Annotated in this window: 18 protein-coding genes; 16 read left to right on the top strand and 2 right to left on the bottom strand. The window is 40.8% G+C overall.

Features of this window, described 5'->3' with window-relative positions:
• Positions 1 to 6: 6 nt before the first annotated feature.
• The 4 genes from ACTSEZ_RS07700 to ACTSEZ_RS07685 all read left to right on the top strand — a co-directional run bounded on the left by ACTSEZ_RS07700 (position 7) and on the right by ACTSEZ_RS07685 (position 2978).
• Complete coding sequence (locus ACTSEZ_RS07700; RefSeq protein WP_369733593.1) at positions 7 to 456, top strand: NUDIX hydrolase; 450 nt, start codon at positions 7 to 9, stop codon at positions 454 to 456.
• Positions 457 to 635: 179 nt separating this feature from the next.
• A complete protein-coding gene (locus tag ACTSEZ_RS07695) occupies positions 636 to 1235 on the top strand; it encodes a class I SAM-dependent methyltransferase (RefSeq protein WP_369733592.1) in 600 nt (199 codons plus the stop codon).
• On the top strand, positions 1210 to 1896 hold the full coding sequence (locus ACTSEZ_RS07690) for a response regulator transcription factor (protein WP_369734079.1): 687 nt from the start codon (positions 1210 to 1212) through the stop codon (positions 1894 to 1896). Before ACTSEZ_RS07695 ends, ACTSEZ_RS07690 begins: the two co-directional genes overlap by 26 nt.
• Positions 1893 to 2978 carry a HAMP domain-containing sensor histidine kinase gene (locus ACTSEZ_RS07685; RefSeq protein ID WP_369733591.1) on the top strand — a complete coding sequence of 362 codons (1086 nt, stop codon included), beginning with the start codon at positions 1893 to 1895 and terminating at the stop codon, positions 2976 to 2978. The genes ACTSEZ_RS07690 and ACTSEZ_RS07685 overlap by 4 nt, the downstream gene beginning before the upstream one ends.
• A 43-nt stretch (positions 2979 to 3021) precedes the next feature.
• Here ACTSEZ_RS07685 and ACTSEZ_RS07680 read toward each other — a convergent pair whose 3' ends face one another.
• Positions 3022 to 3576, bottom strand: coding sequence for a TetR family transcriptional regulator (locus ACTSEZ_RS07680; protein ID WP_369733590.1), 555 nt, complete (start codon positions 3574 to 3576; stop codon positions 3022 to 3024).
• A 92-nt stretch (positions 3577 to 3668) separates the two neighbouring features.
• On the opposite strand from ACTSEZ_RS07680, the gene ACTSEZ_RS07675 reads away from it, so the two are divergent.
• From ACTSEZ_RS07675 to ACTSEZ_RS07660, 4 genes are all read left to right on the top strand, one after another.
• Positions 3669 to 4100: a hypothetical protein gene (locus ACTSEZ_RS07675; RefSeq protein WP_369733588.1), complete on the top strand. Its 432-nt coding sequence runs from the start codon at positions 3669 to 3671 to the stop codon at positions 4098 to 4100.
• A 157-nt stretch (positions 4101 to 4257) separates the two neighbouring features.
• Positions 4258 to 4650, top strand: a complete 393-nt coding sequence (locus ACTSEZ_RS07670; protein ID WP_369733587.1) for a DUF1349 domain-containing protein — start codon at positions 4258 to 4260, stop codon at positions 4648 to 4650.
• Complete coding sequence (locus ACTSEZ_RS07665; protein ID WP_369733585.1) at positions 4647 to 5852, top strand: MFS transporter; 1206 nt, start codon at positions 4647 to 4649, stop codon at positions 5850 to 5852. Before ACTSEZ_RS07670 ends, ACTSEZ_RS07665 begins: the two co-directional genes overlap by 4 nt.
• 11 nt (positions 5853 to 5863) lie before the next feature.
• On the top strand, positions 5864 to 6874 hold the full coding sequence (locus tag ACTSEZ_RS07660; protein ID WP_369733584.1) for an ROK family transcriptional regulator: 1011 nt from the start codon (positions 5864 to 5866) through the stop codon (positions 6872 to 6874).
• Positions 6875 to 7114: 240 nt separating this feature from the next.
• Here ACTSEZ_RS07660 and ACTSEZ_RS07655 read toward each other — a convergent pair whose 3' ends face one another.
• Positions 7115 to 7399, bottom strand: a complete 285-nt coding sequence (locus tag ACTSEZ_RS07655) for a hypothetical protein (protein ID WP_369733583.1) — start codon at positions 7397 to 7399, stop codon at positions 7115 to 7117.
• Between the two features lie 291 nt (positions 7400 to 7690).
• On the opposite strand from ACTSEZ_RS07655, the gene ACTSEZ_RS07650 reads away from it, so the two are divergent.
• The 8 genes from ACTSEZ_RS07650 to ACTSEZ_RS07615 all read left to right on the top strand — a co-directional run bounded on the left by ACTSEZ_RS07650 (position 7691) and on the right by ACTSEZ_RS07615 (position 13835).
• Positions 7691 to 7927, top strand: a complete 237-nt coding sequence (locus ACTSEZ_RS07650) for a hypothetical protein (RefSeq protein WP_369733582.1) — start codon at positions 7691 to 7693, stop codon at positions 7925 to 7927.
• An 11-nt stretch (positions 7928 to 7938) separates the two neighbouring features.
• On the top strand, positions 7939 to 8604 hold the full coding sequence (locus tag ACTSEZ_RS07645) for an HAD family hydrolase (protein WP_369733581.1): 666 nt from the start codon (positions 7939 to 7941) through the stop codon (positions 8602 to 8604).
• 104 nt (positions 8605 to 8708) lie between these two features.
• On the top strand, positions 8709 to 10448 hold the full coding sequence (locus ACTSEZ_RS07640; protein WP_369733580.1) for a M3 family metallopeptidase: 1740 nt from the start codon (positions 8709 to 8711) through the stop codon (positions 10446 to 10448).
• Between the two features lie 123 nt (positions 10449 to 10571).
• Entirely contained in the window at positions 10572 to 11438 is an 867-nt protein-coding gene (locus ACTSEZ_RS07635; RefSeq protein ID WP_369733579.1) for a PPK2 family polyphosphate kinase, read from the top strand.
• Between the two features lie 160 nt (positions 11439 to 11598).
• Positions 11599 to 11856, top strand: a complete 258-nt coding sequence (locus ACTSEZ_RS07630; RefSeq protein ID WP_369733577.1) for a hypothetical protein — start codon at positions 11599 to 11601, stop codon at positions 11854 to 11856.
• A gap of 186 nt (positions 11857 to 12042) precedes the next feature.
• Positions 12043 to 12312 carry a hypothetical protein gene (locus tag ACTSEZ_RS07625; RefSeq protein WP_369733576.1) on the top strand — a complete coding sequence of 90 codons (270 nt, stop codon included), beginning with the start codon at positions 12043 to 12045 and terminating at the stop codon, positions 12310 to 12312.
• 44 nt (positions 12313 to 12356) lie between these two features.
• The gene (locus ACTSEZ_RS07620; protein WP_369733575.1) at positions 12357 to 13187 is read left to right on the top strand and encodes a hypothetical protein; all 831 of its coding nucleotides are present in this window, start codon (positions 12357 to 12359) and stop codon (positions 13185 to 13187) included.
• A 117-nt stretch (positions 13188 to 13304) separates the two neighbouring features.
• Positions 13305 to 13835, top strand: a complete 531-nt coding sequence (locus tag ACTSEZ_RS07615; RefSeq protein WP_369733574.1) for an NTTRR-F1 domain — start codon at positions 13305 to 13307, stop codon at positions 13833 to 13835.
• Positions 13836 to 13852: the final 17 nt, after the last annotated feature.

Below are 13852 nucleotides of genomic sequence, written 5' to 3'. Positions count from 1 at the left end.
AACGACTTGACAGCAAATGCAACAACAGGATGTTTTTCAATCATTAAAAATAACGAAGGGAACATTCTATTAGTAAAGCGCCGCGATTATCCAATCTGGGATCTGCCAGGGGGGAGGGCTGATCCGGGCGAACTCCTGGAGGAATGTGCGGTTAGAGAAGCAGAAGAGGAAACAGGGTGCTGCATTAAGATTGCAGCTAAAATAGGTGAATATCATTTGGCTGATGAAAATGATATGCAGCATATCTATTCAGCTGAGCAGGCAGGCGGAGAAATAATTGCTCAAGGACCTGAAACAGCACAGACAAGATGGTTTGATCCGGAAAAACTGCCGCTGTTGATGGTGCCGAACCGAAAACGGCAAATCAGAGACTTTCTGTCTGCAGAAGGCATGGTTAAGGAAACAGTGAAAACGGTTTACATAATAAAATTGTTGAAAAAAGTTTTGCGCAAATAAAAATGTAGAGTGGAAAATAGTCATAGATGACAATTAAAAAGGTGTCTTCACTCAGGCCGATAAAATGAATCGGTCTGTTTTTTATGCAGTCTTAAGAATTCTTAAGGATTTCCCCGTGTAAAGGTTAAGGTTTGGTCTCTATCATAGAGATCATTCAACTTGAACACGGAGTGATAACGATGAATTCTTTAGCCTTTTTATTAGAATATATAAATAAGCCCAGATCTACAGGTGCTCTGCTGCCTAGTTCCCCGAAGCTTGCAGAACACATGACAGCAGCTATTGATTTTCAGACAGCTGAGTATATTATAGAATATGGTCCTGGTACAGGCGTTTTTACAGAAAAGCTGATTCATAAAAGAAGAAATGGAACCCGTATTCTTTTAATTGAACAAAATGAAGTGTTTTGCAGGCTTCTTAAGGATAAATACAGCGATGTGAAAGATCTAGTCATTGTAAATGGATCTGCTGAGAACACTTCTTATTATATGAAGAAGTATGGGTTTAAAAGGGCAGACTATATCCTGTCAGGACTCCCTTTTGCGAGTATTCCGAGTGATGCAGCAGATTTGATCTTATCAGAAACGGCATTCATTCTTGGTGCCGAAGGGAAATTCATCACGTTTCAGTATACGCTGTTAAAAAAAGCTCTTTTTAAGAGGTATTTTTCTGCCATACGCGTATCGAGAGAATATCAGAACCTGCCGCCTGCCTATGTACTGGCGTGCACGAATGGTGAAAGGAATGAAAGCTTTGCCTTCAAACGTATTAGTCGTTGATGATGACAGAGAAATAAGAAAACTGATTACGATTTATCTTGAAAATGAGGGAATTCGTGCTGCAGGGGCGGAAACTGCTTCGGAAGCTATTACTATGCTTGAAAAAGAATCATTTGATTTAGTGATATTGGACATTATGATGCCGGAAATGAATGGAATTGAGGCATGCATGAGAATCCGCGAAGAAAGAAACATGCCCATCATTATGGTATCAGCAAAGTCTGCGGATATGGATAAAATTCATGGGCTTGCTTCCGGTGCAGATGATTATGTGACAAAGCCGTTTAATCCCCTTGAGCTGATGGCCAGAGTCAAGTCGCAGCTTAGAAGATTTACAAAATACAATGATCAGCAAAAGTCTGACGCACCTGTAATTGAACTTGACGGTCTAAATATCAATACAGACACACGGCAGGTCATGGCCAGAGGACGGGAGATAAGGCTGACTCCGAAAGAATTTGATATCCTCTCTTTGCTTGCCAGAAATAAAGGAACGGTCATGAGCATCAGGCAAATCTATGAATCTGTCTGGAATGAAGACTTTTTCAAATCAGACAGTACGGTAATGGTTCATATTACGAAAATCAGAGAAAAAATTGAGTTGGATCCTAAACAGCCAATTTATATAAAGACGATTTGGGGAGTTGGCTATAAGATATGATCCGGTTTTGGAATAAACTCAGTGTGAAGCTGTTTTTTGCTGTGGCTGTCAGTTTTATCGTCTCACTTGCAGGGATATCAGTCCTTTCGAATATCCTTGTAAGGTTTGTACTCGCTGAACCTATAGAAGAAATGAACATTCTTCTTTACAACGTTCTGGTTATCGTCATTTTTTCAAGTGCTATCATTCTTTTTATCATCAGCTTATGGCTGTTTATTAAGAAAAAAATAATCTTCCTGAATGAAATATCTGATGGGGTCCAGTCGATAGCCGGCGGAAACCTCAGTCATGTTATTGAAGTTAAGGGCAGGGACGAACTTGCAAGACTTGGAGAAAATATCAATCAGATGTCGAAAGAGCTTGAAGCGAGATTTCTTCGTGAGCGGGAGCTTGAAAAGAATAAAAATGAACTGATCACGAACATTTCGCATGATCTCCGAACACCTTTAACCTCCATAATTGGTTATCTTGATCTTCTGGAGAACAGGGGGAATTTGACTGAGCATCAGGCAGCGGAATACCTGGCCATTCTCCGGTTTAAATCCCAGCGCCTCAAGCATTTACTGGACGAATTGTTTACGTATAACAAACTGACAAGTCCTGATATTCAGGTGAAGAAATATGAGGTGAATCTTGCAGGGATTATTAGACAGCTTGCCGGTGAATATATTCCGATTCTGGAGGACCGCAGCCTAAAAATGGAGGTAGACATTCCGGAAGAAGAAGTGACAGCCCCAGTTGATGTTGAACAGATCATCAGGGTTTTTGAAAACCTGCTGTCAAATGCGGTTAATTACAGTCTTAAACCGTCTGTCATACAACTGAGTCTTAAAACAAGCGGTCATCAGGCAGTATTTACTTTGGCAAACCGTGTAAACTCAATGCCCGTAGGAGGCCTTGATACTCTATTTGAACGTTTTTACAGAGGAGATCAATCAAGAAAAGAGGATGGGGGAACAGGCCTAGGTTTAGCCATTGCAAGGCGAATTGCTGAACTGCATGGGGGACACTTAGAAGCGGACTATGAGGAAGGCTGGCTGATATTTACATTGTCGCTTCCTATAACTGAAGAATATGTATGAATAGAAAAGGGTTTCTGCTTCAAGCAGAAACCCTTTTGCTGTGTTATGTGTTTTTTTCATGATAGGAAGTAATGCTCTCGATTGCCTTTTCAATGCTTGCGTCAAAATCAATGGCATCAAGCAGTGCAATTCCTTCAACTGTGACAAGAGTCAGGGCTGCCAGCTGTTCTTTTTGTTCATCATTTTCCTCATCGAGAAGAAGAGCAAAGTAGTTTTGAAAGCCTTCCCCTATTATTCTTGCTACAGAGAAGTACGGATTTTCTTTTTTGGATGCAAGCGCAATTAATTCGAGCCATAGTCTCATAAATGGTTTTACTTCCGGTTCTTTCATCAAGTAGTACATATGTGGAACGAGCTTGCTGAAAGGCATAGGATCTGCCGGCGATTTTTTTAGAATCGTAATCAGATTGTCGGATATGAGCGTCAAAACCTCTGTGAGAAGCTGTTCTTTGTCGTGAAAATAATGGAGCAGCATTCTGTCGCTTGTCTCTGCTGCCTCTGCCAGATTTCGCAGGCTTGCTGCATGAAGCCCGTGATGAAGGATATATTCTGCCATTTTCATCTTAAACGTTTGCTTGCGAAGTTCACCTTTTTTCATTGTATGTTCCTCATTGCTTTTATTGTGTAGTATATGCTACATTTTAATTATGTAGCAAGTGCTACATAATTTGATCCGGGGGGAAGAATAGTATGGGATTAAAAAAAGAAAATAGTGAATTGAAGCGTTTATTCAGTAAACAGCAGACCGTCGTTTTGGTCGTGCTGGGTATGGCTTTTTGGTTATGCGGAGCCATGGCCGTCAGATTTGGTTCAGAAATTGGTATGTTTGGAAAAACAGGGAGTGTATTTTTGTTTCTTATAGCATTGCCGGTATCCTGGATTTCTGTCTTGCTCATTATGAAAGCTGCAAAATTAAAGGCTGATCAAATCATACCCGGTGTAAGTCTTGGTCTTTTGACAGCCACATTTTTAGATGGAATTGTACTTACATGGGGAACGCAGTTTTACGGAAAAGATGCTGGTCTGATCGGGCTTGGTGCAGCCTGGATTTTATGGGGAGCATTCACATTCCTTGCTTTTGCCTTTATTGAAGCCTGGCGCAGAGGCTTAAAGCTCGTTTAGCAGCTGGAAAAATGATCTGTCTCTTACAGGGATAGGTCATTTTTTTATGACGGTTATAGGAAAAGATACTGACTTAATAAAATCAGAAGTTTTTTGACAGTTCCTTGAATAGTTATTAAAATGGTTTTAATAACTATTTTAATAAAAGGAGACGACAATGTTTACATTAGACATAAAAGACGGTCAATGGCTTAATGCTCCAGCAGAGTTTGAAATCACCAATCATAGCCTGACGTTTACTTCAATGCCGTATACGGACTTCTGGCAGCGCACAAATTACGGCTATTCAGACTGGGCGGTAGCGGAAGAGGGAAAAACAAATGAACCCGCTATTTGGTACAGACTGACAAGAAAACATAACGATTTTCTCACAGAAGTTTCACGTGATGGAAATACGTTCAGACAAATGCGAATGTCCCATTTACTCAAAGGGTCTCATGGAATCCAATTTGGATTATATGCCTGCAGCCCGAAAGATTCTTCCTTCCAGACAGTGTTCTCATGCATGAAGCTCGAGCCATCCGTATGGTCAGGAGAGAACCATATATGACCCAAAGGGAAAAGAAGGTACATCCAAGTCAGGGACTGATCCAAAATGCACAGCCAAAACCTGCTTTATTGTTTCTGATGCTCCTTTATCTTGCATTTATAGCACTTGGCCTGCCTGATACCGGTCTTGGGGTGGCGTGGAACCAAATGAGGGAGGACTTTGGTGTGCCTCTTGAATACGCAGGATTTATTACGATGACAATCACTGTTTGTTCGGCCATCTCAGGGTTTGTAAACGGCTCGCTGCTTAATCGGTACGGTACAGGCAGGGTGACCGCTGTATCCTGTACAATGACAGCTCTTGCCATCCTTGGCTTTGCGGTAAGCGAATCCTACTGGCTGATTCTTCTACTTGCGGTGCCGCTGGGGTTAGGAGCCGGGGCAGTTGATGCCGGTCTTAACAGCTATGCAGCTGAAAATCTATCATCTAAACATATGAACTGGCTTCACAGTTCATGGGGCATCGGTGCCACCTTAAGCCCTATCATTTTAACAGTTGGCATATCGAACTTTGGAAGCTGGAAGGTTGGGTATGGCTTTATAGGAGTGGTCATTCTTTGTTTATCCCTGTCCTTCTTTATGACCCTGTCCTTCTGGAAGCAGACAAAGCAGGGCGGTGCATTAGAGGAAGAAAGAGAGGACAAGCCATGGATTGGAGGGATTGCTCCGTTTTTGTCTGTTTTGGCTTATATCGTTTATGTTGCCGTTGAGGGCGGACTGGGTTTGTGGCTGAGTGCTTTGCTTGTTGAAAGCAGGGGGCTTAATCTATCTGCAGCCGGATTTTTGACAGGCGGCTTTTTTGGCAGCATCATGATTGGCAGGTTTTTAATGGGGTTTATTGCTGACCGCCTGGGCAACCGTAAGCTGATTGTCCTCGGATTGGTGATTTCTGCCCTCGGCTCAGCTGCTTTTTTCTCTCAGCAGCACGCTTTTATTTATGGAACGGGAATCTTTCTTTTAGGTCTGGGATTTGCTCCGCTTTATCCGGCGATGATGCATGAAACATCAAAGCGCTTCGGGACCGTGCAGTCGAAAAAAGTCATAGGTTATCAGGTGGCGTTTTCCTATATCAGCCTGCTGACATTTGTTCCGCTGATCGGATATATCGCAAGCCGCACGTCGCTTGAATTTATACCGGTGTTTACTGCAATCAGTGTAGCAGCCCTTGCTCTCGTTATCAAAACATTAAATCGATTAACTTAAGAGGTGAAACGATGCCATCGCACGATTCAGCGCATCTCATAAAACGGGCAAATGAACAGCTTATTTTGAAAGAACTTGTTCAGCAGGAAACGTTTATTAAAAAAGATCTGGCTGCAAAGCTCGGTCTGAGTTTTCCTACCGTAAGCAAAATGCTGGATGATTTTGAAGAAAAAAATGTGATTATGCATACAGGCATGGCTTCATCAAGCAACGGAAGGCGGGCTTCTATTTACGGAATTAACCCTGCTTATGGATCCATCCTTGTCCTGTATATTCAGTATTCCTGCTTTTGGATTCTAGTCGCTAATGCCAAAAAAGAAGTTCTTTTTAAAGAGGAGCGGACACTCGGGCAGGATTACCTGTCAACGATAAAAGCCATCATAAAAGAAATGAAAGCAAGGTTCACAGATTTAAACGTCATCTCCATCGGTGTTCCGGCAGGCGTGATGGACGGTGAAATCAAATATATGAACTACTATGATGATCTGCAGGGACTTCATTTGAAAAAGATCCTTGAAGAAGAATTCCGCGTGCTGATTACAGTGGAACGTGATGTGAATGCCATGCTGCAGGGGTGGGTGCTTGGAGCTGACGGCGAGAAAACTAAAAATGTATCGCTTTTAATCTTCACGGATGACGGTCCAGGTGCTGCTTCTCTTATTAATGGGAGAATCCTGAGGGGCTTTTCTGCTTTCGCAGGCGAAGTCGGATTTCTTCCAATCGGTGAGTGGGATACGCTGCAGGATAAAATGACACAGCCTCAAACACAAGAAGAATCTGTATACCATGCAGCCCACCTCATTTCAGTTATCAGCATCATGCTGAATCCGGAAACACTTATTTTATCCGGAGATGATTCAGTCCGAAAACTCATCCCGGACATTGTTGACGCATGCAAACAAAGGGTTCCCGAAGTAGCTGTGCCAAAAATCCAGTTTTCCGAAGACTATCACAAGCTCTACAGCGAAGGATTGCTAGAAGCGGGGAGAAACGCTCTGCTCGGAATTGAAACAGATCTTTAATCGGATGATAGAAAGAACGGAGACAGGGATGAGATCAGAACAATTTTGATGAATTCCTTGTATGATAAAAAACAAGAACATGGTAACAGGTTTCCATATGAGATGCAAGCAACCAATTCACAGGGCAAATCACACTATTTCTCACATCAAAAAGGCTTAGAGGTTTTTCCCTCTAAGCCTATTTCTATAATTCAATGAACCAGTGAAGTATATAAGGATAAATAATGAGCCGATAAGTCATTATTTTTTATCCTTCATTTCTAATAGTACAGGTGCTATATTCAGCAAGATCGAAGCAACTGTCAAAAACCATAATGCTTTTTCCATACCAGGTACTACATCCAATAAAGCTGACCAGTCTTCCACTTTTACCCACCGGGACACTGCACTGTATTCAGCACAAAGTGTGAATGCTGTAAATGATAATCCTGCAGCCATAGCAAGTTTATAATCTTTTCCTGTTTTATATAAAAATAGATTTAAAAGAGTTGCTGCAATGGCAACAAGTCCTAAAAGTAACCACATTATTTTTAGCCTCCATTGTATTTTTAAGTGGAATATTAAAAGATCCAGTTATCCTGCACGTTTATTGAACTGTGCCAAGAATATGCCGAATCTATATTTTAACATATTTTTCTAGTATTCTATGTGAAATATAGTGTTTTAAATGGATATTTACTTGTTTGCACCTTTGAATTAGACCTGTTAAGACCATGTCACTGCTCTTTCTCTTAAAAATATTTAGAAGATAAAGTGGAAATAAATGCTATAATAAAAGAAAATAAGTCTTTTATAAACGTGCTGGGGGAATGTGACATGAACAAACGAGGTGCCGGTGTTTCTTTTTTGGCTATTTCCGCTTTTTTGCTGGCTGCAAAGTATATCAGCGCAGCCATGTTCGGGTCAGGGGTAACCACATGGGATGAAAAAATCTTTGATGCAATGATTAAAAGCGTGGGATTTACGCTGAACACATTCAGCATTCTGGCATTGATCGCAGGAATTCTCTATTTGCTTGCAGCTGAAAAAGAAGACTTAAATAAAAAAGCTTAGGGAGTATACATATGACCGCTGTGATTTTTGACATGGACGGAACACTTTTTCAAACCGATCTTATTTTGGAATGGGCTCTCCATGAAACGTTTGTCCAGCTTAGAGCGCTTGGAAAATGGGAGATAGAGACTCCCATTACTCTTTACAGAAAGATCATGGGTGTGCCTCTTCCGGTTGTATGGGAGACATTATTGCCGGATCATACGCAGGAAGACCGTGATTTTGCAGACAGCTATTTTCTCGATAAGCTGATTCTGGCCATACAAACTGATAAAGGGGCATTATATCCAAACGCGAAGGAATTGCTGGAGAAACTTACTTGCTCCGGATTTCAGCTGTTTATTGCAAGCAACGGGCTGACTGGTTACCTTAAGACGATCGTTGATCACTATGGTCTATCAGAGTGGATCATAGAAACCTTCAGCATCCAGCAGATTGATTCCCAAAACAAATCAGACCTCGTAAGGTCAATCCTGCATAAATACAATCTGAATGCTGGCGCTGTTGTCGGCGACAGATTGTCAGATATCCTTGCTGCGAAAGACAATCACCTAAAAGCAATTGGGTGCAGGTTTGACTTTTCCGACAGTGAAGAATTAGCGCAGGCTCATTTTGTGGTGGACGATTTAATGGAAGCAGATCAGATTTTAAATCGTTTATTTGTCAGAAATAACTGAGTGTATATACATGGGGAAATTTAACTCTTAAGAACGCATGACATAAAGTGTTATGCGTTTTTTAAACTGGATGAAAATGATAACGCTTAAATGGGGGGGTTGGAATGAAGACCGCTGATTTTAAAACCCGCTGGAATTTAGATACACTTCTTACTGGGCCAGACCTGGAAAAGGTAAGCATGTATATTGGTAATATAGAAGAAACAGTATCGCTTCTGGAATTAGTTTCTAAATCGGAAAGTGTGAATGAAAGCACACTGACCGATTTTTCGAACAGCATCCGTCAAATTGAATCATTGGAATCATTTTATTATTGTCTGAAAACAGAGAAAGTTGAGCCTTCTCTGTTAGCCGCTGTAAACGGCAGAATTTCAGCGCTGAAAACGAGACTTCCTCATATCCGATTTCTTCTGGAAGAAATCTTTTTGGACATGCCAGAGAAGCCGGTACATATGACTGAAAAAGGTTTTTTAATAGATCAATTAAGGCGGATAAAGGTCAATAGAGAAGAAGATAAGAATATTCATCTTGCCAGTGAATCATTGAGACGGCTTCAAAACGACTATGAACAGCTGAGAAATCATTTAGTAATAAACATAAATCATGGTACTGGAAAAGAAACATTGACTTTTGGGGAAGCCATCCAAATGGCTATGTCTCATTCAGATTTGAAATTGAAAACCAAGGCATTTAAAAGCCTGAATGAAACACTGGAAAACCAGTCAGAAGAATTTTCGGCTATCTATGGCCAAATGGCTGAAGTAAGATTGAAGGAATATGGGCTGAAACATATCCATTTCCTTGAAAAATCTCTCAAACAGAATGGAATATCGAACCGCTCACTCGATGCAATGTGGACTGCGATCGATGACTGTTCAGCTGAACTTTCAGAGTATTTACTGGTAAAGGCGGAGGAAGCTAAAAAGGAGAAGCTCACATGGCATGAGGTGATGACTTCAACACATGATGTACAGCTTGAATTTACTGTTTCTGACGCAGTAGCCGCTATTTCGAAGTCTCTAGAAAGGATTGGCCGTGATATTCCTGAATTCATCCATCATGTGATCACCAATGGGTGGATGGATTTGGAAAAGCGGAAGGAAAAGCCCCCGGGGGGATTTTGTGCTCCGTTTCTTGCAGAAGGTGAGTCAAGGATCTCACTCACGTTTGACAACAGCTTAGAAAGTGCGAGAAGACTCTCTCATGAATTAGGCCATGCCTGGCATTTCAAGCAGATGAAAGCTGCTCCAACCATGTATTTTGCAGAAGAAACGTTTGAGATGACTTCTGCCGAAACGGCTTCCATCTTTTTTGAAACCGTATTTATTGATTACGTCATTGAAAACTCACAAGATAGTCGAACAAAAAAAGCCATTCTCGGCTGGAAAATTGAGCGCAATTTAAATTATCTGATGTCAATCAGAGGGGCTTTTCTATTCGAAAAAAGCTTTTACGAGCTCAGGAAGACTGAAGACGTTAGTGCAGCGAAAGTGGAGCAGCTTTCTTTGCAGTGCCAGGAAAAAGCGTATGGCAGTGCTTTGAGTGAATACGAACCTTTTGTGTGGATAAAATATGGGCAATTTTATCAGGCAGATGTTCCTTTTTACAATTATCCATATACATTTGGCTTCTTATTGAGTGCAGGTCTATTGGAGAGGTCAAAAACAGATGAGGATTTTGATGAAAAATTTCTGAAGTTTCTTGGTGAAACGGGAACACTTCCGCTTGAGCAGCTGGTAAAAAAACATTTTAAGATTGATCTTACAGAGTCAGAATTTTGGAAGAAATCGATGAAGAGTATGACAAATGATATTCATCTTTATAAGGAATTAAATAAGGAGTAAATGAATAGGGATCTCACCGTTTACGCTTTCAAAAAATTGGGTAAAGTTGATGGAATGAACACAAAATGCGCTGTTTTTAAGCGGCATCAGGAAATGGTTGTTCAGCAGACCTAGGAGGAAAACATGAACGTAAACAAATACAGGATTGAAGGCAATAAACAATTAAAATTAAGAGATTACTCTCCGAGCGAGGAGCATGATTTCTCAGAAAAAGAACTGCTGGAGAAGCTTATTCCTGAAAGCATAGACAGGCTGAAGGAACTGCACTGGCGCCTTCATGCGGAAGAGAAGAAAGGCATAATCGTTGTGCTGCAGGCCATGGATGCTGCAGGAAAAGATGAAGCCATCAGCTATATTTTTTCTAACTTAACCGCCCAGGGCCTGAAAACGACTTCTTTTCAAAAGCCGTCGGACTCAGAGCAAAAGCATGACTATCTCTGGAGAATTCACAAGGCACTTCCTGCAAGAGGACAAATCGGGATTCTGAACCGTTCCCATTATGAAGAGGTTATTGCACCGAGAGTTCATGATCTGCTTGAAGAGGAAGCAGTGCCGGATGAAAAAGAGAAAGAAGAAACATGGGCAGTCCGCTACAGACAAATCAATGACTTTGAGCGCTATTTAACGGAGAACGGCTTTGAGGTAGTGAAATTTTTCTTTCACATGTCGAAAGATGAACAGAGGAAAAGACTTCTCGAGCGGATGAAAAACCCAAAGAAGAACTGGGAATTTTCCTTCAGCGATGTAGAGGAGCGAAAGCACTGGGACAGCTACCAGGACATTTTCGAAGACATGCTGAACCATACATCGACGGAATACGCCCCTTGGCACATACTCCCTGCAGATGATGAATGGTTTTCGCGCTACATCATTTCTGAAGTCATGATAAAATGCCTGGAAAAAATAGATCCGCAGTTCCCTGAAATTTCACAGGAGAACAGGGAGAAACTGGAGCATTATATTAAGGTGCTTGAAAATGAAAAAGAATGAATTTTAGTCAGGAATAGCTCGTCATCCATGTGACGGGCTTTTTTATGTTTTTCGTAGACTGTTTTTTGAAAATTGTTGTTGTTTTGATTTTAATAACAAATAACAAGTGGTAAAATAAGTAAGGTTATCGATATGATTTAATCCTGAGAGGGGGATGGTTATGAGAAAGTCAGGCATTATATCAATTACCGCTTTTTTAATTTCTTTAATCGTGTATGCATCTTGGTTTTTTAACGAAGATTTATTCTCAAATTCTGCAATGATTATAGCAGGTGTACTGCCGATAATAGGAATCATTACTGCCTTACTTACTAAGATAACATCTCTTAAAGTAGCGGGGCTGGTTGGGAATTCGTTTGTGCTTTTATGGGCTGTTGTAATCCCAATTGTTTCTACTTTATTTTGGAATACGCCATGAAACGATAGAGTCACTTTTATTGAAGTGGCTTTTTATTATGCGTTTTTTACCATCTCAACAGTTGTAAATTACTTAAGACCATTCATTCTATTAAGGATTGTTCACGACGCCAATATCTGAAATAATTGGAAAAAGCAAATAGTATTGTTCAACAATGGAAAACTGAGAAACTGGGAGACTTATGAAATGAATACATCCACAGAGCAAAGTATGAAGAACCTATTGATGCTTTTTGGCATCGTCATTTTTGGAGGTTCAGCGTTGACAACACTGACGAATCCTCTTCCTCCAAATGAACGAATTGAATTTTTGTTGTTTTTAGGAATTAGTGCCGGGATATATTTTCTCTTTCTTGTTCTATATTTTCTCGGCGGATTATGGCGCAGGCTGTTTTTTATCTTCTTACTCATCGCAGGCATAATGAGTCTGTTTATGAGTTTTTATCTCGCAGTTTAATCCTTAAACTGAATGGAAGGCATATAGGGGAGGGATCACTTTTTATGAATGGTTCATTTATGAATTTTGAAGAGAGGGATTCAAATCTGCCAAAATGGCGGGAAGAATTGATGGTGAAAATAGAGCAGGATCTTCTTCTCGATGAGAATGTGTCAGGAGTCTTTTACGGGGGATCAATAGGAGCCGGAAATACAGATCTCTATTCAGATATCGACCTTCGTATTGTGGTTAAAGATGACGTGTTTGAGCAGTACCGGCAAAATAAAAAAAATAGGGCAGAAAAATGGGGACATGTTTTGTTTTTTGAAGATTTTCCGGATGCAACATACAGTATTGCTCACTTTGACTGTTTTATTAAAGTTGATTCCTTTTATTACAAGAGCAGCAACTTATCTCCTTCTGTGGGGTTGAGGGATATTGAAATAGTTAAAGATCATGAGGGTTTTCTGGAAGATCTTCGCAGCCAGTCAAAACCGCTAAAATATAAGGCTAGTGAGGCTGAATTCGACATCTGGAGAAATAAGTTTTTTGCCTATGCACATGAAGCTTACCGGAGATGTATGAGGAATGAATTTTACTATGCTTTACACTGTTTGGACATGATGAGATGGTCGATTGCTGCCGGCTGGTATATGGAAAAAGGATATCCGTCGAATAATCCCGGAGACTGGGCTAAGCTTGAAGGGGTTAGGAGCAGACTCACTGAACAACAAAAACTGCTGCTCAGCAGCTGGCACAGCAGCAGGGATAAGGAACAAATTCTTCACATCCTTCATGCCATGCTTCCCGAATTCATTGCTCTGCATGAACGTTTATGCGGAAACGGCCATTCAGGTTCAATATGCCGAATTCTCGATATGATCCGCTATCGCTAAAGATCTAAAGGCTTTTTTGACAATCACCTTTTTTAAGTAGTCAAAAACACTGTCAACTCCAGTGAATAGTCATAACTTAGTACAAGAAGTAAGTTTAAAGGATTCGGGGGAACCGGAGTGATAGATAATCGGATTGTAAATGGTAATTTTAAAACAGGCGATCTTGCTCCCTGGACAGGATTTCATGCAGTCATTGCAAAAAGAAAAGGATTAGATGGCGTTCGTTTGCTTGGCGGAGATTTGAACAGTTATATCTCTCAATATGTAAAAGCTGAACCGGGTGAAAGTTTTGAACTGAATGCAGCACTGACAAATGGCGGAACCTTTAACAGTCCTCAGATAAGTGTATCCATTGCTTATTATAACGCGGCTTATAAACTGCTTGGACATGGGTTAATCAGAACAATTCCTTCAGGAAGACTAACAGATGAGAAAAGCAGATGGTGGGTTTGGATTGCATCACCTGCACCGCCTGAAACAGCAAAGGCTATGGTAGTCATCAATAAATTGCCTCAATTAGGAGCACCAGATGTTATAGTGGAACATCTGGAGCTCTATCCAACTGGAGAAGGAGGTCCGAAAAACCTTCGCAAAGGAAAAACCGAATTTGTAAATCTTTACAAGGAAATTCAGAAAAGAAATCATTAGCGGGCTGGTTTCTATAG

This window comes from Metabacillus mesotrionivorans, assembly GCF_052171315.1.
Lineage (GTDB): Bacteria > Bacillota > Bacilli > Bacillales > Bacillaceae > Bacillus_P.
Note: the sequence above shows the minus strand (reverse complement) of the source record. Positions and strands in the feature narration are given on the sequence as shown.